Below are 19,406 nucleotides of genomic sequence, written 5' to 3' on the forward strand. Positions count from 1 at the left end.
CAGGTGATCAGCTCTCCCGACGTCGTGGTGATCCACTACCAGCGGCCCGCCGGCGACTACGCCGGCTGGGGCCTGCACGCCTGGGAAGGCACGATCACCAAACCCGACTGGCGCCGGCCGCTCGATCCGGCCTCGTTCGACGATTTCGGCGCCGTTTTCGCCGTTCCCGTCCGTGACGACGCCATCGGCCTGCGCTTCGTGCTCCACCGCGGCGACGAGAAAGATCTCCCCGACGATCAGCGGCTCGACCTCACCCGGGCCCGCGAGGTGTGGCTGCGGGCCGGTCTCGTCGAACCGGTCCGGCCCGAGCTGGGCTCGCTCGGCCCCGAGGTCGACCGGGCCCGCGCGTTCGCCGTCTTCGTCGACCGCACCACGATCGCCCTGCCCGCCTGGCTGGCCGAGCGGGCCGTCACGTTCTCGCTGCTGGGCGAGGCCGCGGTCCCGCTCACCGCGCGCCCGGGCGGGCTCTTCCAGGCCCAGAGCCGCCGGTTCCCCCACCTGCGGGCCTACCGCGCTTTTTCCGTACGGGAGATGGGCGACGCCGCCCTGGGCGAGCTGCTCCGGGGCCCGGTGCTGGTCGAGGGGCGCGACGCCGCGGGCGAGGTCACCGCGCTGACCGCCGTGCAGATCCCGGGCGTGCTCGACGACCTGTACGCCGACGCCGCCGACGCCGAGCTCGGCCTGATCCTGGGCGACGAGCGTCCCCGCCTGTCGGTGTGGGCGCCCACGGCCCGCGCGGTCGAGCTCGAGCTGTCCAAGACCCCGGCCGACGAGCCCCGCCTGGTGCCGATGGATCGCGACCCGCTCACCGGCGTCTGGACGGCCGCGCTCAAGCCGAAGTGGCTGGGCCGCTACTACCGCTACCGCGTCGAGGTGTGGCACCCGTCGGCCCAGCGTGTGGTCACCACCAGCGTCACCGACCCGTATTCGCTGGCCCTGGCGGCCGACTCCACCCACAGCCTGCTGGTCGACCTGGCCGACCCCGCGCTCAAGCCGTTCGGCTGGGAGACGCTGGCCAAGCCGCCCGCGGTCGCCCCGGCCCGCATGCAGATCAGCGAGGTGTCGATCCGCGACTTCTCGATCTTCGACCACTCGCTGCCGCCGGCCGAGCGCGGCACCTACGCGGCCTTCACCCGCCCCGGCTCGGCCTCGATGAGCCACCTGAGCTCGCTGGCCGAGGCCGGTCTGACCCATGTCCACCTGCTGCCCGCGTTCGACTTCGGCAGCGTGCCCGACCGCCGGGCCGACCAGGCCACCCCCGACTGCGACCTGGCCGCCCTGCCGCCCGACTCGCCCGAGCAGCAGCGCGCCGTGATGGCCGTGGCCGCCTCCGACGGCTTCAACTGGGGTTACGACCCCTGGCACTACACGGCGCCCGAGGGCAGCTTCGCCGTCGACCCGGCCGGCCCGTCCCGCATCCTCGAGTTCCGCCGCATGGTGGCCGCCCTCAACGCGGCCGGCCTGCGCGTCGTGCTCGACGTCGTCTACAACCACACGATGGGCGACGGGCTCGACCGGTTCAGCGTCCTCGACCGGCTCGTCCCCGGCTACTACCACCGCCTGCTGGCCGACGGCTCGACCGCCGAGTCCACGTGCTGCCCCAACACCGCGCCCGAGCACATGATGATGAGCCGCCTGGTCGTCGACTCGGTGCTCACCTGGGCCCGCGAATACAAGGTCGACGGCTTCCGCTTCGACCTCATGGGCCACCACCCGCGGGCCAACATCCTCGAGGTGCGGGTCAACCTCGACCACCTGCCCGACGGCAAGGACATCTGCCTCTACGGCGAGGGCTGGAACTTCGGCGAGGTCGCCCACGACGCCCGGTTCGCCCAGGCCACCCAGGTCAACATGGCCGGCACCGGCATCGCCACGTTCAACGACCGGCTGCGCGACGCGGCCCGCGGCGGCGGCTCGTTCGGCGACCCGGGCGTGCCCGGCTTCGCCACCGGGCTCGGCTCGTCGGCCCCGCTGGTCGTGCACGACCGGATCAAGGTCGGCCTGGCCGGCGGTCTGGCCACCTATCGTTTCACCACCCACACCGGGGCCGAGCAGAGCGGGGCCCAGGTCGACTACAACGGCGCCCCCAGCGGCTACGCGCTGTCTCCGGGCGAGACGATCAACTACGTCGACGCCCACGACAACGAGATCCTGTACGACGCGCTGGCCTTCAAGCTGCCGGTCGCCACCGCGGCCGTCGACCGGGCCCGGCTTCAGGTCCTGGCGCTGGCGCTGGTCGTGCTCGGCCAGGGCGCCGGCTTCGTGGCGATGGGCAGCGAACGGCTGCGTTCCAAGTCGCTCGACCGCAACTCGCACAACTCCGGCGACTGGTTCAACCAGATCCGGTGGGACCCGGCGCTGGGCAACGGCTTCGGCCTGGGCCTGCCCCCGGCCCTCGAGAACGAGGACCAGTGGCCCCGCGCCCGCCCCCTGCTGGCCGAACCCGCGCTGGTCCCGCCGCCCGACGTCATCGAGCTGACCGCCGAGCGCTACCGCGAGCTGCTGCGCATCCGCCGCTCGTCCCCGGTGTTCGGGCTGCCCACGGCCGACGAGGTGCAGCGCCGCCTGACCTTCCCGCTCGGCGGTCCGGGCGAGACCCCCGGCGTGATCGTGATGTGCCTGGACGGCACCGGCCTCGACCCGCGCTGGGGCCAGCTCGTGGTGGTCTTCAACACCACCGACGAGTCCACGGTCCAGACCGTCCCCGGCGTCTCCGAGGGCCTGCGCCCGCATCCGGAACTGACCGAATCGGCCGATCCGGTGCTGCGGACGGCCAAGGCGTCGGCCGGCACCCTGACCGTTCCGGCCCGATCGGTGGCCGTCTTCGTGGCCGACGCCGCCTGAGGTTCAGCTGAGAGTCCACTTCCGGATGGCTGTGAGGGGTCGCGCTCGCCTGCGCTCTGCGAAAGGATGGGCGGGGGAGGGGTGTGCAGTTGCGCGAGGTGAATTACGACGACCGGCAGCATCTGGTCTATGCGCGGGCCCGCGCGTTGACCCCGGACAGGCTGGCCGACTGGCTGCGCGTCTTCGCGCGCCACGCGCCCGACCGGCGTCCGCTCGAGGTGCTCGACCTCGGCTCCGGCACCGGCCGTTTCACCCCTGGGCTGGCCGCGGAATTCGGCGGCCCGGTCTGGGGCGTCGAGCCGTCCGACCACATGCGAGCCGTCGCCGAGGAACACGGCGAGCACCCCGGCGTGACCTACCTGGCCGGCTCGGCCACCGAGATCCCGCGGCCCGACGCCGGCTGCGACCTCGTGCTGCTGTTCCTCGTGCTGCACCACGTCCGCGACCACGCCGCCGCGGCGGCCGAGATCGCCCGCGTGCTGCGCCCCGGCGGCCGGGTGCTGATCCGCAGCCTGTTCCCCGACCGCATGCCCGAGCTGCCGTGGTACAGCTACTTCCCGGGCGCCCGGGACATCGACGAGCAGGTCTTCCCGCGTCTCGACCCGCTGCTCGACACCTTCGCCGCGGCCGGCCTCGACTTCGTGACGGTCGAGCGGGTGCAGGAACGCATCGCCGACAGCCTGGCCGAGTACGAGCACCGGCTGAAGCTGCGCGGCTCGTCCACGTTCGAGCGGCTGACCGAGCTCGAGATCATCGAGGGCTTCGACGCGCTCGAGGCGGCCGTGCGGGCCGAGGGCCGAGCGCGGCCGGTCGACGAGGAGAGCGATCTACTCGTCCTGCAGCGCGCTTAGGTCCGCCGCCTTCCGGATCAGGACGGCCCGCTCGCGGGCGTTGCCGCACAGCCGGGCCGCCAGTTCCAGCTCGGCCCGGGCCTCGGTCGTGCGGCCCAGCCGTTTCAGCAGTTCGCCCCGCACGCTGGGCAGCAGGTACGAACCGGGCAGCCGGTCCCGTGCGACCAGCTCGTCGACCAGCAGCAGGGCGGCCGCCGGGCCACTGGCCATGGCCACCGCGACCGCGCGGTTGAGCTCGACGACGGGCGAGGGGGCGACCCGGCCCAGCGCCTCGTAGAGCAGCACGATGCGGTCCCAGTCGGTCTCGGCGACCGAACCGGCGGTGGCGTGGCCGGCGGCTATCGCGGCCTGCAACCCGTACGGGCCGAGGCCGCGACCGGCCGCGGCGGCCTGATCCAGGGCGGCCAAGCCGCGGCGGATCGCCGACCGGTCCCAGCGCCGGCGATCCTGGTCCTCGAGCAGGACGGCCGAACCGTCGGGCGCGGTGCGGGCCGGGAACCGCGAGGCGGTCAGCTCGCACAGGGCGATCAGCCCGAACACCTCGGGCTCGCCCGGCAGCAACGCGGCCAGCGTCCGGGCCAGCCGCACCGCCTCGTACGCCAGATCGGCGCGGAGCAGGCTGTCACCCGCCGTGGCCGTCGAGCCCTCGGTGAAGATCACGTAGAGGACGCTCAGGACACCGCCCAGCCGTTGTTTGCGGTCGGACGGCGGTGGCACCTCGAACGGCACCTGGGCAGCGGCGATCGTCTTCTTGGCCCGGGTGATCCGGGCCTGGATCGTCGGCACCGGCACCAGGAACGCGCGGGCGATCTCTTCCGTGGACAGACCGCCCACCGTACGCAGGGTGAGCGCCACCCGGGCCTCGGCCGAGAGCACCGGGTGGCAGGCGACGAACATCAGCGCCAGCACGTCGTCGTCGATGCGGTCCGGGTCCCACAGGTGCCCGTCGCCGCCGTCGGTGTCCTCCTGGGCCAGCAGCGCGTACTTCTCGTCCCGGGCAGCCCGGCGGCGGAAGCTGTCGATCGCCCGCCGCCGGGCCGTGTTGAGCAACCAGCCGACCGGGTTGGCCGGTGCGCCGTCGCGCGGCCAGGAGACGAGGGCCTCGGCCACCGCCTCCTGGGCCACGTCCTCGGCCAGGTCGAGGTCACCGCCGGTGTAGCGGGTGAGCGCGCCGACGATGCGGGCCGACTCGATCCGCCAGACCGCCTCGAGGGTGGTCACAGCTGGCCGGTCTGCTCACGCCAGACGCGCTCCTTCTGGATCCACTCGTTGTCCTGCGGGAACTCGTCGATGCCGGGGACGCGGCGGATCTCGCACTTCGAGCCGGGGAAGCCGGGCATGCGCTGGGCCCACTCGACCGCCTCCTCCTTCGAGGTGACGTCGAGGATGTAGAACCCGCCGAACAGCTCCTTGGTCTCCCCGTACGGGCCGTCGGTGACCACCGGGGTCTCGCCGCTGTAGTCGACGACCACGCCCTGGCCCGGGTCGTCCAGGCCCTCGGCCGCGACCAGGACGCCGGCCTTGATCAGCTCCTCGTTGTAACGGCCGACGTGCTCGATCATCTCGTCCATCGGCGTGGACATCATGCGGGCCTGGCTCTCGTCGGTGTTCCGCATGATCAGCATGTACTTCGCCATAGTGACGTTCTCCTCGGTGTCCGGTCCGGTCGCTCGTCGACCTTCTCACCCTCAGGTCGAACGGGCGCGACGCCGATCGACACCGCCCGCGACGAATTTCGGGGGTGCGTCGTTGCGCTACATTGCGTCCTGCATTTTTCGGTGAGGGGAGACAGTTGTGCGGTTGCGATGGGTCCTGGGTGGCATCGCCCTGGTGGCATTGGCCGGCGGGTGCACGTCCTCATCGGAGGAGAAGAAGGAGGCGGCCCCACCGGCTTCGCCGCCGGCTTGGACCGAGCCCGCGACGTACTCCTATGTGCTGGCCCGCGGCTGCGACGCGGCCGCGCCGGCGGGCCGGTACCAGGTGGAGGTGAAGGCGGGCGCGGTCGACTCGTCGCTGCCCCTGAACGCCGCGTCGGCCCCGCCGTCGGCCGGTGCCGGGGCCGATCCCGGTCCGGCCACCGGTGAGACCGGCGAGGAGATCGAGGCCTTCACGCTCAAGGAGCTGCTCGAGATGGCCCAGAACGCGGCCGACGACGGCGGCCAGGTCACCAAGGCGTTCGACAACGCCGACGGTCACCCGGTGAAGGTGACCATCGACGTCGGTTCGGGCCCGGAGTGCTGGAACATCAGCGACTACAAGAAGGCCTAGCCGGGCAGACGGGGGCCGGCCTCGCGCTGCGAGGCCAGCCAGGCCTCGACGTCGGCCGAGGAGCGGGGCAGCCCGGCCGACAGGTTGTGACAGCCGTCGGCGGTGACCAGCACGTCGTCCTCGATGCGCACGCCCATGCCCCGCAGCTCGGCCGGCACCAGGTCGTCCTCGGGCTGGAAGTAGAGGCCGGGCTCGACCGTGAGGACGTAGCCCTCCTGCAGCGGGCCGTCACGGTAGGTCTCGTTGCGGGCGTTGTTGCAGTCGTGCACGTCGATGCCGAGCATGTGGCCGAAGCCGTGCAGCGTCCAGCGGCGGTAGACGGTGCTCTTCTCGTCCATCGCCTCGTCGACGCTGACCGGGAGCAGACCCAGGTCGTTCAGCCCCTCGGCCAGCACCCGCATGCAGGTCTTGTGCACGTCCTTGAACAGCACCCCGGGCCGGATGGCGTCCATGCCGGCCTGCTGTGAGGCGTGCACGATGTCGTACACCTGGCGCTGGAGCGGGGTGAAACGGCCGTTGACCGGCACGGTGCGGGTCACGTCGGCGGTGTAGAAGTTGTCGCCCTCGACGCCCATGTCCATGAGCAGCAGCTCACCCGGCGTGGTGGTGCCGGTGTTGCGGATCCAGTGCAGGATCGTCGCGTGCGGCCCGGCGCCGACGATCGAGGTGTAGCCGACGTCGTTGCCGTCGTGCCGGGCGCGCAGGCCGAAGACGCCCTCGAGCAGGCGCTCCTTGACCGGGCGGTCGGCCGGTAGCACCCGGGCGACGTCCTCGAAGCCGCGGACGGTGGCGTCGATCGCGGCCTGGAGCTGGGCGATCTCCCATTCGTCCTTGATCAGCTTGAGCTCGCTGAGCACCCAGGCCAGCTCGCGGTCGCGCGGCTTCTCGCGGTCGGGCTCGTAGGCCAGCACGGTGCGGTCGACGTTCGGGTCGAGACCGCGCAGCACCCTCGTACGGCCCGGGGCGGAACCGGCCAGGGCCGCGCCCAGCGCACCCAGCGGAGCCGTCTCGAGGCCGAGCTCGGTCGACTTCTCGGCCAGGGTGTGGGTGCGGCCGACCCACAGCTCGCCGTTGCGGCTGCGGAAGAACGCGTCGGTGTCCTTGGAGTTGCGCTGGTGGGTGTAGAGCACCGCGTCGTGGCCGGAACCGCTGGGCCGCAGCACGAGCACGCTGTCGGGGTCGCGGTCGCCGGTCAGGTAGACGAAGTCGCTGCCCGGGCGGAACGAGTAGTCGGTGTCGTTGGCCCGGACCTTCTCGTTGCCGGACGGGATGATCAGCGTCTCGCCCGGGAAGGCCTCGGAGAGCGCGTTGCGCCGTTTGGCGTAGTTCGGCACCTCGGGTCGCGGGCTGACGGCCAGCGGGTCCTCTCGCCACCCGGTCCGCATGAACTGCAGGAAGGCCTCGGGGAAGGCGGGGTCGTGGGATTCCGTCTTGGCCGCGGGTTGCGCGGCCTTCTGCTCGGCCATGGTGGCGCCTCCGATCGTGTGGCCTCGACGTTACCGCCTTCCCCGCGCGCTCAACGCCGCGGCAGGGTGAGACAGGCGACCCGCGGCCCGGCGGTGCCGGCCACGCCGGCGGCGGTCTTGGTCGCCTGGGCGTGCAGGATCAGCGAGCGGGCCGACCGGCCGGCCGGGAACGTCCAGGGCTGCGTGGCCGCGGCGGTCGCCGTGCCGTAGCCGTCGACGGTGAAGTCGAGCCACACCTCGTTGGCCGGGTTGGCGTACGAGGGGTCGACCGACGGCGTCTTCGGGTCCTTCTGGTGCTGGTAGTGCGGGCCGGCCTGGTCGGGTACGGCGGTGCAGGGCTCGGTGTGCAGGTGGGCACCGTAGGTACGCCGCGGGATCAGTCCCGCCACCTCCAGGCGTACCTCGGTGCTCCGGGGTTTCTGCGCGACGCCGACCGTGGCCCGCGCGCCGGCCGGAACCACCGCGGGGTCGTAGGTGATCGCCGTCGAGCCGGGCCGGTGCGGCAGGAACGTGCCCGAGGCGGTCGTGTCCGGCGTCCACGACCTCGTCGGCTCCGGGCTCGCCGAGCCCTGATGGAGCGTCCAGGACGAGGCAGAAGTGATCATCGAGGCCCGATCGGTGGGGCCGACCTGCACCGAGTTCGTACAGCCGGTGATCATGAACAGGGGAAGGGTGAGGACGAGCGCGCGCTTTCGCATCCCACGATCATCTCAAATGGGACATATTGCGCGAGCACTGGTGCGGTGGGTCGGGGGACGGAAGGCTGTTCCCCATCGAGACACAGGAGGACGGCATGGGCTACGCGGTGGTGCTCGGCGAGGCGCTGATCGACCTGCAGGAGGCCGAACACAACGGTGAAGTGGTCTACCGCCAGGCCATCGGGGGCGCGCCGCTCAACGTCGCGGTCGGGGCGACCCGGCTCGGCGGGCAGGTGCAGTACGCCGGATCGCTGAGCGACGACGTGCTCGGCAACCGCCTGGCCGTGTTCCTGGCCGAGCGCGGCGTGGGCACGGCGGGCGTCAAGCGGGTCTCGGTGCCGACCACGCTCGCCGTCACGACGTTCGTGGGCGCCGAGCCGACCTTCACGTTCTACGGCGAGCCCCCGTCCTACTCGCTGCTCGGCCCGGCCGACCTCGACACGGCCACCGTGGCCGGGGCCGACGTGCTCTACACGGGCTCGATCTGCCTGCTGCGCGAGCCGATCCGGGCCGCCGCGCGGGCCGCCTGGGCCATCCCCGGTCCGCTGCGCGTGTTCGACCCCAACGCCCGGCCCACCCTGCTGCCCGACGGCGCCGCCGTGACCCACCTGCGCGAGCTGTCCGAGGAGTTCTTCGCCACGGCCGACCTGGTCAAGCTGAGCGCGGCCGACGCCGAGGTGCTCTACGACGGCGCGTCGCCCGAGCAGGCGGCCGAGCGCATCCGCGGTCTGGGGGCCAAGGCAGTCGTGGTCACCCGGGGCTCCCAGGGGGCGTACGTGTCGGCCGCCGAGGGCGCGGTGAACCTGCCCGCGCCCCAGGTCGACGCCATCGACGCCACCGGCGCCGGCGACTCGGTGATGGGCGCGCTCGTCCGCCGCCTGCTCGCCGACGGCCTGCCCAAGGATCTCGACGGCTGGCAGCGCAACGTCCGGTTCGCCCTCGCGGTGGCCGGCCTGGTCTGCGAGCGCCGCGGTGGCGCCGTGGCCATGCCGACCAACGAGGAAGTGGTGGCCCGCTGGGGCCCGCTCAGCTGATCGCCTTCTCGATGAACCGCTGACGGTCGAGCATCATCCGCTCGACCGTCACCTCGGCCACGAGCGTCTCGCCCATGCGCACGACGACCTCGAAATGCAGCTTGCGCGCCTCGACCTTGGCCAGCGTGGCCAGCGCGTGCACCTGGCGCCCGACCGGCGTGGGCGCCAGGTGGCTGATCTCGGCCCGGACGCCGACCGTGGTCAGCCCGCCCGGCAGGTGCCGGGCGGTGGCCGCGACGGTGGCGGCCTCCGCCAGGGCCAGCACGCGCGGCGTGGCCAGCACGGGAACGTCGCCCGACCCGAGGGCCTGCGCGGTGTCGGCATCGGTGACGGTCAGCTCGACCCGGGCGCTGAGACCGGGCGGGAATTCCGGAAGCTCCATGCCCAGAGCTTAGGGCTGTGCGGGCGTCTTGAGGTTCGTGCGGGCCTGCCGGGCCCGCACGGCCAGCTCGGCCGCCAGCGCGTAGGCCTCGGCCAGGTCGCGGTCCTTGGCCTGGCCGGAGCGGCCGCGGGCGGTGTCGGCATACACGGTGGCCAGGCCCAGCATGCGCTGCAGGGGGCCCTGCACGACGCGGACGCTCTGCAGACGGGCGTACGGCACCAGATGCATTTCGCGGGTCAGCAGCCCCCACCGGGTCACCAGCACCTCGGGGGTCAGCCCGACGCCGATCGACTTGAGGGCGATCGGGTTGAGCCAGCGCGCCCGCTTCGGCGGCGGCGAGGTCGCCAGCGCGGCCAGATCGACCCCGGGCAGCACCTCCCACACCAGCGACCGCGCGGTGTCGAACTCGCCCACCGGCAGCAACCGGTCGGAGCGCTTGGCGTCGCCGCCACCCTCACCGGCGTACCCGGCCACGGCCAGCCGCAGATGCAGCCAGCCCTGCCCCCGCCAGAGCAGCGGCCAGGTCGCGCCGACCGCCTGCACCCGGTTGAGCGGCACGACCTGGCTGCGCGTCTCGAGCAGCCCGTAGCGCACCACGAGCCTCTCCTCGGGGTCGCGGGCCAGCCGGAAGTCCCAGTCCTGCAGCACGCGCCGCACCGGCTGCAGCAGCACACCGGCCATCGCCGTCACCGTGCTGGCGATGCCGACGAAGGTCCACGACCCCTCCATCACGAACTGCAGCACCACGAACGCCACGCCCACGGGCAGGAAGAACGCCTGCGGGGTGAGCAACTGGCTGACGACCAGATCACGGTTCTTGACCCGCAGGAGCGGGCGTTCGAGGGTGGGCGCGGCCGGTGCCGCGTCCGCCGGCTGGTCGGTGGGTGGCGCCGCCGCTTGCGTACGACCGGCGAGCGCGAGCAGCCGCTGCCGGAGCGCTGCCGCCTCGCGCACGGTCAGGTAGGCCAGCGGGGCCTCGGTCTTGCCGCCACCGATCACCTCGAGGCGCAGCTCGGCCAGCCCGGTCAGCTGGGCCAGCAGGGGGCGGCGCAGCTCGACCGCCTGCAGCCGTTCGAGCGGGATGGCCCGGTTGCGGCGCCAGATCACGCCGTCGCTGATCCGCAGCTCACGGCCGACCACCTGATAGCCCGTGGTGAGCCAGCCGAAGATCGAGAAGATCACCACGGCGACCGCGATGACGGCCACGACCAGCGCGAACCGTTCCAGCCCGACCTGCGACAGGGTCTGCCAGGACAGCGCCGCCACGACCACCGCGATGCTCTTGGCGCCGTGCAGCACCGGGCTCAGCGGGTGCAGGCGGCGACGGGGCTCGACGACGGCGGCCTCGGGCGGCAGGGTCGGTTGCGGGGGGCCGGCGGCGGTCACAGGCCCTCGGCCCGGTCTTCCCCGAGCGTGGTGAGCCGGTCGCGCAGGCGCGACGCCTCGGCCGGCGGGAGACCCGGTATCTGCGCGTCGCTGGCCGCCGCGGCCGTGTGCAGCTGGACCGTGGCCAGCCCGAACGCGCGTTCGAGGGGGCCGGCCGTGACATCCACGAACTGCATGCGGGCGTACGGGACGATGGACAGCCGCCGCACCAGCAGGCCGTGCCGGACCAGCAGGTCCTGGTCGCGCTCGGCGTAGCCCCAGGCGCGGACGGCCCGGACGGTGACGAACGAGCGCCAGATCGCGTTGAGCACGACCAGGGCGATGCCCAGTTGCCACAGCCAGTGGCCCTGGAGCACCAGGCCGACGCACAGGCCGGCGACGACGATCACCGTCCAGCTCCACCGGACGATCAGTTCCACTGTGATCAGCTTCGGCGAGACCGAACGCCATTCCACGGTGTCGGGCCAGGGGGTCAGGGCGTCGACGGTCACCCCTTCAGCCTAGGAGACGCTCGCATCGGTTGCCGTACCGAAGGGCGTCACTTCGCGCAGGAATCCTCTGACGTCGAGGAACTGACCCAGGGTGACCCGGTGTTCGTCGCAGGCCAGCCAGGTTTTGCGGTAATCCGGGGTATGCAGCTTGGGGTTGTTCCACAGAAGCTGCCAGGTCGCGTCGGCGCGACAACCTTTGGCGGAGCACTGAGGCTCGGCAGGGCCATCCATGCGCTCAAGAGTATTGAGCGCCGGGCGACCACGGGGGAAGTCGCCCGGCGACGGGGACGATGTTACACGCTTCGGACCGCCGCGCATCCTCCCCGCGGAGGTGCCCGATCCGGCGCATCGCGCAGAAAGATCAAAGCCTCCGGACCATGGCCAGGCGCATCGGCGGAGCGTAATGCGACACCAAGAGCACGCTCTCAGGTCGGTCGTGTAAGTCTTGAGCGTCGGCAATGGCTTTTCGAACCGCTGTGGAGGACTGGTGGCGCAGCCGCTCACGCCCGAGACCGAGACGACCCCCGGTGCCGGTGCGCCCGTGCCCCCGGCACAGGACGCGTCCCAGCTCGAGCGGGCGATGTTCGAGGTCAAGCGGGTGATCGTCGGCCAGGACAGGATGGTCGAGCGCATGTTCGTGGCGCTGCTCGCGCGCGGCCACTGCCTGCTCGAGGGCGTCCCCGGCGTGGCCAAGACGCTCGCCGTCGAGACGCTGGCCCGGGTGGTCGGCGGCTCGTTCTCGCGCGTCCAGTTCACCCCCGACCTGGTTCCGGCCGACATCGTCGGCACCCGCATCTACCGTCAGTCGAGCGAGAAGTTCGACGTCGAGCTGGGCCCGGTCTTCGTCAACTTCCTGCTCGCCGACGAGATCAACCGGGCCCCGGCCAAGGTGCAGTCGGCCCTGCTCGAGGTCATGGCCGAGCACCAGGTGTCGATCGGCGGGCAGACCCACGAGGTGCCCACCCCGTTCCTGGTCATGGCCACCCAGAACCCGATCGAGCAGGAGGGCGTCTACCCCCTGCCCGAGGCCCAGCGCGACCGCTTCCTCATGAAGATCCTGGTCGGCTACCCGACCGACGCCGAGGAGCGCGAGATCGTCTACCGGATGGGCGTGAGCGCGCCCGAGCCCAAGACGGTCTTCACCACCGAAGATCTGCTCGGTCTGCAGCGCCGGGCCGACCAGGTGTTCGTGCACAACGCCCTGGTCGACTACACGGTCCGGCTGGTCCTGGCCACCCGCGCCCCGGCCCAGCACGGCATGCCCGACGTGGCCCAGCTGATCCAGTACGGGGCCAGCCCTCGCGCCTCGCTCGGCATCGTGCGCGCGACCCGGGCCCTGGCCCTGCTGCGCGGCCGCGACTACGCGCTCCCGCAGGACGTGCAGGACATCGCGCCCGACATCCTGCGCCACCGCCTGGTGCTCAGTTACGACGCGCTGGCCGACGACATCCCGGCCGACCACATCGTGGCCCGCATCATGCAGAGCGTCCCGCTGCCCTCGGTGGCCGCCCGCCAGGGCACCTCGCCCAACGGCACCCACCCGGCCGCCCCCGTCAGCGGCGGGCCGCAGCCGCACACCCCGCAGTCCGGTGCGGTATGGCCGGCACAGCACTAGGCGACGAGGCCGGCACGGCCCGGGCCGAGGCCGTCCTCTCCCGGCTCCAGCTGCTGGTCACCCGCAAACTCGACGGGCTGCTCCAGGGCGACTACGCGGGTCTGCTGCCCGGCCCCGGCAGCGAGGCGGGGGAGTCCCGCGAGTACCGGCCGGGCGACGACGTGCGCCGCATGGACTGGCCGGTCACGGCCCGCACCACGCTGCCCCACGTGCGCCGTACGGTGGCCGACCGCGAGCTCGAGACGTGGATGGCGATCGACCTGAGCGCCAGCCTCGACTTCGGCACAGCGTTGCACCTCAAGCGCGACCTGGTGCTGGCGGCCGCCACTGCGATGGCGCATTTGACCGTACGCGGGGGAAACCGCATCGGGGCTGTCGTGGGCACCGGCTCCGGTGCTGCTTCGAAAAAACGCCGCCGATCGGCTGAGCCGCCGCCCGCCACCCCGGTCGTCCGGCTGCCCGCCCGGCCGGGCCGCAAAGAGGCCCAGGGCCTGCTGCGGGCCATCGCCGGCACCCAGATCCGCCCCGGCCGTACCGACCTCGGCGCGCTGATCGACATGCTCAACCGGCCGCCCCGCCGCCGCGGGGTGGCCGTCGTGATCTCCGACTTCATGGCGCCGGTGGACGGCTGGTCACGGCCTGTCCGCAAACTCGGCGTCCGTCACGACGTGCTGGCCATCGAGGTCGTCGACCCCCGCGAACTGGAACTGCCCGACGTCGGCGTGCTCACCCTGGCCGACCCCGAGACCGGCGAACTGCACGAGGTGCAGACGTCCGACGCCAAGCTTCGGCACCGCTACGCGGAAGCCGCGGCCGAACAGCGCGGCGCCATCGCCGGCGCCCTGCGCGCGGCCGGCGCGGCCCACCTGCGCCTGCGTACCGACACCGACTGGCTGCTGGATATAGTCCGTTTCGTGGCCGCCCAACGACACGCACGCACCCGGGGGACCACCCGATGATCCGATTCCTGGAGCCGTGGTGGCTCCTCGCCGTGCTCCCGGTGCTGGCTCTGGCCGGCCTCTACACGTGGCGGCAGTTCCGCAAACGCACGTACGCGATGCGGTTCACCAACGTCGACCTGCTGCGCACCCTCGCCCCCAAGGGCCTGGGCTGGCGCAAACACATCTCGGCGGCGGCGTTCCTGCTGTCCCTGCTGACCCTGGGCGCGGCCCTGGCCCGCCCGTCGGTCGACAAGGAAGAGCCGCTCGAGCGGGCCACGGTGATGCTGGCCATCGACGTGTCCCTGTCGATGGAGGCCGACGACGTGGCCCCCAACCGCATCGAGGCGGCCCAGGAGGCGGCGAAGGCGTTCGTCAGCGAACTGCCACCCACGTACAACCTGGGTCTGGTGTCGTTCGCCAAGGCGGCCAACGTGCTCGTCTCGCCGACCAAGGACCGCTCCGACGTGCTCTCGGCGATCGACGGCCTGACCCTGGCCGAGGCGACCGCCACCGGCGAGGCCGTGTTCACCTCGCTCGACGCGATCCGCTCGGTCCCCGCCGACGGGGCCGACGGCGCACCCCCGGCCCGGATCGTGCTGCTCTCCGACGGCTACCGCACGTCGGGCCGCTCGATCGAGGACGCGGCCACCGCGGCCGCCCAGGCCAATGTGCCGGTCTCGACGATCGCCTTCGGCACCGACACGGGCGTGGTCGACATCCGGGGCGCGCTGCAGCGGGTGCCGGTCGACCGGTTGTCGTTGCAGCAGCTGGCCGAGAACACCAAGGGCTACTTCTACGAGGCGGCCTCGGTCAGCGAGCTCAAGCAGGTGTACGAGGACATGGGCAGCTCGATCGGCCACCGCGTGGAACCGCGCGAGGTCACGCAGTGGTACGCGGGGCTGGCTCTGCTGCTGGGTCTCGCTGCTGCCGGATTGTCACTGATCTGGACGTCCCGGCTGCCTTAAGGGGTGCTGTGCGCGAGGACGAACAGGACGACGACGTAGACGGCGGCGACCGTGAAGGTCAGGGGCGCGATGAGGTTCTTCATCGGACGACTTCTTCCGCTGGGTGACTGGCGTTTTCAGCGCACGTCACGTCGCGGCCGGAACCCACGCATCGGCGTCGCGGCGCACACGACTGAGACCCCTTGGACCCGGGGAGATGATGCGGGGTTGATCGATGTCAGCGGTCAGACCGGCTGACGGGCGGCCCGGCCACGACTAGGAGGATCGCTATCTCGCACAGCGATCACCTCCAACAAGTCGTACGGCGTCAGGACCGCCCGGAACTGTACCCCTTAAGCCGCGCCTAAGAAACGCGGCCTGGCCCGTCGTGTCGAGGACCACCCGACAGGACGACCCCGGCCACCGCCCGAAGGGTCGAACTACCCGGCACAAGATAGAAGTCATGCCCGGCCACACCGTCGGTAGGCAGCGCGTACGCCCCGAATTCCGGCGACGTGGGCTTGCGCCCCAGCCCCAGCCCGAACACCCGCACCGACGGAATCCGGCGGATCCAGTCGGTCGGAGCGAGCGCCGACCAGACCCGCGCGCCCCCGATCTGGTCGGCCCGGTCGACCCCCATGCCCGGCGCGCCCAGAGTGACCACATCGGACACCTCAGGAAGGTTCTTGGCGGCCAGCCCGGCGACGATCGAGCCGTAGCTGTGCCCGACGAGGGTGACGGCCTTCCCCGGCAGCAGATCACGCACGAAGGCGCTGAGAGTGGCGGCGCCGTCCCGGGCCCGCCCCTCGGTGGCGGCGGCCAGCCCGATCCCCTCCGGCGGGTCGTACCCGAGCCAGGCGATGACGGCGGTGTGAGGGTCACGCTTGGCCAGCAGATCATGCAGGGCCCGAGCCTGGACGCCCGGAGCGCGCCGGGGGACGCCGCCCAGCCCCCGGTCGAAGTCGGCCAGCGTGGTGTCCACACCCGGGATCAGGATGGCGACGCGGGTGGCGGTGGCGAGGTCACCCAGGACCTCGGCGGCCCGCCCGTCCCCGGCCGGATCGAAGAAGAGGAAGTGCCGCCCCGCCCCCGCCCAGGTGGCATAGGGGCAGCCGGCCGCGAGCATATCCACAGCGGACCGACGGTAAGCGTCAGCGAAGACGGCCCTGCTTGTAGCCAACGCAAGCCGCGGCCGAACGGAAGCCGCCGGCGCGCTTGCGGTGCTATGCCCGGCACGAGCCGGAACGGGCAACGTGACGGCGAGCAGACTGGTCAGAACGAGGGCAAGCGGCAGGATTCGCATGGCCCGCAGCGTCCGACCGAGACACCCCCCGAATCGTCACCCCACAGACCGCATTCGACAGTGCTACCCAGGTACGACTCGGGCGTGACCGGCCGTCGCCTCCGCCAACCAACAGAGGCCATTCTTGTCGATCGACACGTCCCTTGACCTGGTGGGGCAAAACAGGGATCGAACTGGTGACCTCTCCAGGGCCGTAAGCCCTGCTCGCCGCAGGCAACTTGGACGTCACCCCATGACAAGCGCGACCACCACGTTGCCGACCGTGCCGAGGACAACACCACCTCCAAAGGTCCAAAAGGCGGTCCGGTTTCCTGAGCGGCGCAGCCCGTCGATCTGGCGATTGTGTTCGACGGTCAGCTTTCGGATCTCGCTTTGTAGTCGCGCCTCGGTTTCAGACCCGAGTAGCTTCGCGATCCTCTTCGCATCGTCCTCGTGGAGACTCGCGGTCGCCTTGGCAGCATCGGCACGGGCTACGAGGTCTTTGACTTCCGTCTCGAACGCTTCCGCCTTTGCACTGACCTGCCGGAGCCGCTTCACGGTAGCCGAGAGCGCCTCAGACACCTCGGCCAGTTCCTCTTCCAAAGACGGCTTGGGTGCAGGCAAGGATTTGCCGACAGAGTTGACGGCCTGGGCGGCGGCCCTGTCGAACGCGTCGCGAGACCGCGCCGTCGCACGGTCTGCGCGAACAGTCAGTCTGCGTGCGAACGCATCCAAGATGAGGCTGATGCCGGTGGCGGCGATGGCGATCGTTGCAACCCAGTCCACCGATCCAACGGAAGGCTCGTCGGACGTGACGATGTTGATGACGACCGCCGAAACCATCGCGCCCACAACCGCTGCAACGATGAAGACCGGAGAGCGCCATCGCGGTGGCCTGGAGAGGGCCTCATCAGGAAGTTCCTCGGTCACCGGCAGGTCGTCGTTAGTGGACACGGCAGCACTCTACGGCGATCGATCTCTTGCAGCTCTGCGAAATGCGATACAAGCGCACGGCCCGCGCTCTGAGCTCATCGGGATACTTCTTCGGTGCGCCCGCGGATACTTTCTGCCCCATGATCAGTCGATCATGTTTGGGAATGATCTTCCCCGGGTTCCGTGGAGCCGGGGAAGATCAGAAGCTCCACCAAACCGGGGAAGCTCACCTTCGGCCTAGAGGAATGCCCTTGCAGGTGTTGTATCAGTGGATCAATCGGTGGCCTTTACGTTCATATTGACGTCGTCGTCAGGTCGCTGTCGTGATTTGTCATCCCGGGGTGACGAGGCCTGTTTCGTAGGCGAAGACGACTGCTTGGGCTCGGTCGCGTAGGCCGAGCTTGGCCAGGATGCGGCCGATGTGGGTTTTGACTGTCTGTTCGGCTACTACCAGGTCTTCGGCGATTTCCTGGTTGGAGCGGCCTCGGGCGATCAGGCGCAGCACGTCGGTCTCGCGGGGGGTGAGGGCGTTGAGGGCGGCCGGGCGGGGGCGGTCGGCCAGGGGGCGGGCGGCGAACTCGGCGATCAGGCGGCGGGTCACCGAGGGGGCCAGCAGGGCCTCGCCGGCGGCGACGATGCGGACGGCGTTGATCAGGTCGGCGGCGGGGGCGTCCTTCAGCAGGAAGCCGCTGGCGCCGGCGCGCAGGGCCGCGTACACGTAGTCGTCCAGGTCGAAGGTGGTCAGGATCAGGACCTTGGGGCCGTCGTTCTGGTTGAGGCGGCGGGTTGCCTCGAGGCCGTCCATGACCGGCATGCGTACGTCCATCAGGACCACGTCGGGGCGGAGTTCGCGGGACTGGGTCACGGCGGCGGCGCCGTCGGCCGCGTCGCCCACGACCAGCATGTCGGGTTGGGCGGCCAGCAGCGCGCCGAAGCCCTGGCGGACCATGGCCTGGTCGTCGGCGATCAGGATCTTGATCACTGGCTCTCTCCCCAGGGCAGTTTCGCCCACACGACGAAGTGGTCGTCCTCGGGGGCGGCGAACAATGTGCCACCCAGCAGTTCGGCGCGCTCGCGCATGCCGGCCAGGCCGTGGCCCTGGCTCGGGCCGGTGGGCGCGGGGGCGGCCAGCTCGTTGCGCACGGTCAGCTCGAGACGGTCGTCGAAGCCTCGGGCCTCGATGGTCACGGGCCGGCCGGGCGCGTGACGGGCCGCGTTGGCCAGGGCCTCCTGAACGATGCGGTACGTCGCGAGCCCCGCCGCCGCCCCACCCAGGGTGGGCAGCCTAGGGGAATCGCCGCCGGAATGGATTTCGTTGTCCACAGCCGGATCGGAGGCGAGCGCGTTGTCCACAGGCCGGGGCAGACCGGTTGCGGTGTAGGCGACATCCACCCCCGCGGCCCGGGCCGTTGTGATCAAGCCTTCGACCTCGGCGAAGCCGGGCTGGGGAGCGCGTGGCACCTCGTCCTGCTCGGCGCGGAGCACGCCCAGCAGGCGGCGCATGTCGGTCAGGGCCTCGCGGGCCGCGTCGGCGATCGTCGCCAGCTCTTCCTTGGCCGGGTCGGACAATTCGCCCACGCGGTAGGGGGCGGTCTCGGCTCGGACGGCGATCATCGACATGTGGTGGGCGACCACGTCGTGCATCTCGCGGGCGATGCGCGTCCGTTCCTCCAGCACCGCGCGCCGGGCCCGCTCTAGCTCGGTGAGTTCCTCACTGCGGGCGAGCAGGTCTTTCGTACGGCGGCGGCGCGAGACGATGTCGCCGAGCGCGGCGATCGCCACGAGCAGGATCGCCGCCCCCCAGGCGTTCGCGTACGGGGCGTACACGAAAACGGGGATCAGACTCAGGGCGGTGGCCCAGATGGTCAGGGCGGCGTCCTCGACCACGGCCAGGCGGCCCAGCACGAGCAGGAAGCCGAGGATCTGGACCGTGTTCCAGGGCCACGACTCTTTCGGCCCGGCTTGCAGGCTGCCCAGGAAGAGCATCAGGAACGCCAGGCGCCAGGCGAGCACGGGGCGACGTAGAGTGACGACGACCGGCAGGGCCGAGCCGACTGAGATGAGCACCACCCAGAACGGGTCGAGGTTCCGGGTCTCGGTCAGGTGGACGCCGACGGCGAGGCCCAGACCGGCCAGGGCCAGCAGTCCCAGCGGCATCACATAGATCCAGATGCGCGCCCGTGGGGCCGGGCGGACAGTTTCCCGCGACCACGACAGGCGGCGTAGCGGCCCCGTGGCATTGCGCCGGGTCACCGGGCCGATAGTCTCCAC

At 71.4% G+C, this 19,406-nt stretch carries 18 protein-coding genes and 1 pseudogene; 7 read left to right on the plus strand and 12 right to left on the minus strand.

Annotated features, from left to right (window positions below):
• Window positions 1-18: 18 nt before the first annotated feature.
• Window positions 19-2,844 (plus strand): annotated as a pseudogene (gene pulA / locus M1L60_RS37905) (pullulanase-type alpha-1,6-glucosidase); the annotation flags it as partial.
• A gap of 98 nt (window positions 2,845-2,942) precedes the next feature.
• Window positions 2,943-3,695: a class I SAM-dependent methyltransferase gene (locus M1L60_RS37910; protein ID WP_253242440.1), complete on the plus strand. Its 753-nt coding sequence runs from the start codon at window positions 2,943-2,945 to the stop codon at window positions 3,693-3,695.
• On the opposite strand, the gene M1L60_RS37915 is transcribed toward M1L60_RS37910, so the two are convergent.
• Together M1L60_RS37915 and M1L60_RS37920 are read right to left on the minus strand one after the other, a co-directional pair.
• Window positions 3,672-4,916, minus strand: a complete 1,245-nt coding sequence (locus M1L60_RS37915) for an RNA polymerase sigma factor (protein ID WP_253242401.1) — start codon at window positions 4,914-4,916, stop codon at window positions 3,672-3,674. The genes M1L60_RS37910 and M1L60_RS37915 overlap by 24 nt on opposite strands.
• Window positions 4,913-5,332, minus strand: coding sequence for a YciI family protein (locus tag M1L60_RS37920; RefSeq protein WP_253242402.1), 420 nt, complete (start codon window positions 5,330-5,332; stop codon window positions 4,913-4,915). Before M1L60_RS37920 ends, M1L60_RS37915 begins: the two co-directional genes overlap by 4 nt.
• A 157-nt stretch (window positions 5,333-5,489) precedes the next feature.
• Here M1L60_RS37920 and M1L60_RS37925 point away from each other — a divergent pair, with 157 nt between their 5' ends.
• Window positions 5,490-5,963, plus strand: coding sequence for a hypothetical protein (locus M1L60_RS37925; RefSeq protein ID WP_253242403.1), 474 nt, complete (start codon window positions 5,490-5,492; stop codon window positions 5,961-5,963).
• Here M1L60_RS37925 and M1L60_RS37930 read toward each other — a convergent pair.
• Entirely contained in the window at window positions 5,960-7,429 is a 1,470-nt protein-coding gene (locus M1L60_RS37930) for an aminopeptidase P family protein (RefSeq protein WP_253242404.1), read from the minus strand. The genes M1L60_RS37925 and M1L60_RS37930 overlap by 4 nt on opposite strands.
• A gap of 50 nt (window positions 7,430-7,479) precedes the next feature.
• The gene (locus M1L60_RS37935; protein WP_253242405.1) at window positions 7,480-8,127 is read right to left on the minus strand and encodes a superoxide dismutase family protein; all 648 of its coding nucleotides are present in this window, start codon (window positions 8,125-8,127) and stop codon (window positions 7,480-7,482) included.
• A gap of 95 nt (window positions 8,128-8,222) precedes the next feature.
• Between M1L60_RS37935 and M1L60_RS37940 the strand changes: the two genes are divergently transcribed.
• On the plus strand, window positions 8,223-9,161 hold the full coding sequence (locus M1L60_RS37940; RefSeq protein WP_253242406.1) for a carbohydrate kinase family protein: 939 nt from the start codon (window positions 8,223-8,225) through the stop codon (window positions 9,159-9,161).
• Here the strand turns inward: M1L60_RS37940 and M1L60_RS37945 are convergent.
• From M1L60_RS37945 to M1L60_RS37960, 4 genes are read right to left on the minus strand one after another with little or no spacing between them, the layout of a single operon-like run.
• On the minus strand, window positions 9,154-9,543 hold the full coding sequence (locus tag M1L60_RS37945) for a thioesterase family protein (RefSeq protein ID WP_253242407.1): 390 nt from the start codon (window positions 9,541-9,543) through the stop codon (window positions 9,154-9,156). The two genes, M1L60_RS37940 and M1L60_RS37945, sit on opposite strands and share 8 nt — an antisense overlap.
• A gap of 9 nt (window positions 9,544-9,552) precedes the next feature.
• Window positions 9,553-10,929 (minus strand): PH domain-containing protein, encoded by a 1,377-nt coding sequence (locus M1L60_RS37950; protein ID WP_253242408.1) that lies wholly within the window; start codon window positions 10,927-10,929, stop codon window positions 9,553-9,555.
• On the minus strand, window positions 10,926-11,420 hold the full coding sequence (locus M1L60_RS37955; RefSeq protein ID WP_253242409.1) for a PH domain-containing protein: 495 nt from the start codon (window positions 11,418-11,420) through the stop codon (window positions 10,926-10,928). Before M1L60_RS37955 ends, M1L60_RS37950 begins: the two co-directional genes overlap by 4 nt.
• A gap of 9 nt (window positions 11,421-11,429) precedes the next feature.
• Window positions 11,430-11,651, minus strand: a complete 222-nt coding sequence (locus tag M1L60_RS37960; protein WP_253242410.1) for a hypothetical protein — start codon at window positions 11,649-11,651, stop codon at window positions 11,430-11,432.
• Window positions 11,652-11,907: 256 nt separating this feature from the next.
• On the opposite strand from M1L60_RS37960, the gene M1L60_RS37965 reads away from it, so the two are divergent.
• Genes M1L60_RS37965 through M1L60_RS37975 form a run of 3 tightly spaced genes read left to right on the plus strand, consistent with a single transcriptional unit; the run spans window position 11,908 to window position 14,941 of the window.
• On the plus strand, window positions 11,908-13,035 hold the full coding sequence (locus tag M1L60_RS37965) for an AAA family ATPase (protein WP_253242411.1): 1,128 nt from the start codon (window positions 11,908-11,910) through the stop codon (window positions 13,033-13,035).
• Complete coding sequence (locus M1L60_RS37970; RefSeq protein ID WP_253242412.1) at window positions 13,017-13,994, plus strand: DUF58 domain-containing protein; 978 nt, start codon at window positions 13,017-13,019, stop codon at window positions 13,992-13,994. The genes M1L60_RS37965 and M1L60_RS37970 overlap by 19 nt, the downstream gene beginning before the upstream one ends.
• On the plus strand, window positions 13,991-14,941 hold the full coding sequence (locus M1L60_RS37975) for a VWA domain-containing protein (RefSeq protein ID WP_253242413.1): 951 nt from the start codon (window positions 13,991-13,993) through the stop codon (window positions 14,939-14,941). The genes M1L60_RS37970 and M1L60_RS37975 overlap by 4 nt, the downstream gene beginning before the upstream one ends.
• Before the next feature lie 343 nt (window positions 14,942-15,284).
• On the opposite strand, the gene M1L60_RS37980 is transcribed toward M1L60_RS37975, so the two are convergent.
• The 4 genes from M1L60_RS37980 to M1L60_RS37995 all read right to left on the minus strand — a co-directional run bounded on the left by M1L60_RS37980 (window position 15,285) and on the right by M1L60_RS37995 (window position 19,406).
• Window positions 15,285-16,046, minus strand: a complete 762-nt coding sequence (locus M1L60_RS37980; RefSeq protein ID WP_253242441.1) for an alpha/beta hydrolase — start codon at window positions 16,044-16,046, stop codon at window positions 15,285-15,287.
• Window positions 16,047-16,448: 402 nt separating this feature from the next.
• Window positions 16,449-17,156, minus strand: a complete 708-nt coding sequence (locus M1L60_RS37985; RefSeq protein WP_253242414.1) for a tropomyosin — start codon at window positions 17,154-17,156, stop codon at window positions 16,449-16,451.
• A gap of 310 nt (window positions 17,157-17,466) precedes the next feature.
• Window positions 17,467-18,117, minus strand: coding sequence for a response regulator (locus tag M1L60_RS37990; RefSeq protein ID WP_253242415.1), 651 nt, complete (start codon window positions 18,115-18,117; stop codon window positions 17,467-17,469).
• On the minus strand, window positions 18,114-19,406 hold the full coding sequence (locus tag M1L60_RS37995; protein ID WP_253242416.1) for a sensor histidine kinase: 1,293 nt from the start codon (window positions 19,404-19,406) through the stop codon (window positions 18,114-18,116). Before M1L60_RS37995 ends, M1L60_RS37990 begins: the two co-directional genes overlap by 4 nt.

The organism is Paractinoplanes aksuensis (assembly GCF_024137025.1).
GTDB classification, from domain to species: Bacteria; Actinomycetota; Actinomycetes; order Mycobacteriales; family Micromonosporaceae; genus Actinoplanes; species Actinoplanes aksuensis.

Coding starts and splice junctions, on each gene's coding strand:
- M1L60_RS37920 (WP_253242402.1), bottom strand. CDS start 5,332: ATGGCGAAGTACATGCTGATCATGCGGAACACCGACGAGAGCCAGGCC.
- M1L60_RS37930 (WP_253242404.1), bottom strand. CDS start 7,429: ATGGCCGAGCAGAAGGCCGCGCAACCCGCGGCCAAGACGGAATCCCAC.
- M1L60_RS37935 (WP_253242405.1), bottom strand. CDS start 8,127: ATGCGAAAGCGCGCGCTCGTCCTCACCCTTCCCCTGTTCATGATCACC.
- M1L60_RS37940 (WP_253242406.1), top strand. CDS start 8,223: ATGGGCTACGCGGTGGTGCTCGGCGAGGCGCTGATCGACCTGCAGGAG.
- M1L60_RS37945 (WP_253242407.1), bottom strand. CDS start 9,543: ATGGAGCTTCCGGAATTCCCGCCCGGTCTCAGCGCCCGGGTCGAGCTG.
- M1L60_RS37960 (WP_253242410.1), bottom strand. CDS start 11,651: ATGGATGGCCCTGCCGAGCCTCAGTGCTCCGCCAAAGGTTGTCGCGCC.
- M1L60_RS37970 (WP_253242412.1), top strand. CDS start 13,017: ATGGCCGGCACAGCACTAGGCGACGAGGCCGGCACGGCCCGGGCCGAG.
- M1L60_RS37975 (WP_253242413.1), top strand. CDS start 13,991: ATGATCCGATTCCTGGAGCCGTGGTGGCTCCTCGCCGTGCTCCCGGTG.
- M1L60_RS37980 (WP_253242441.1), bottom strand. CDS start 16,046: ATGCTCGCGGCCGGCTGCCCCTATGCCACCTGGGCGGGGGCGGGGCGG.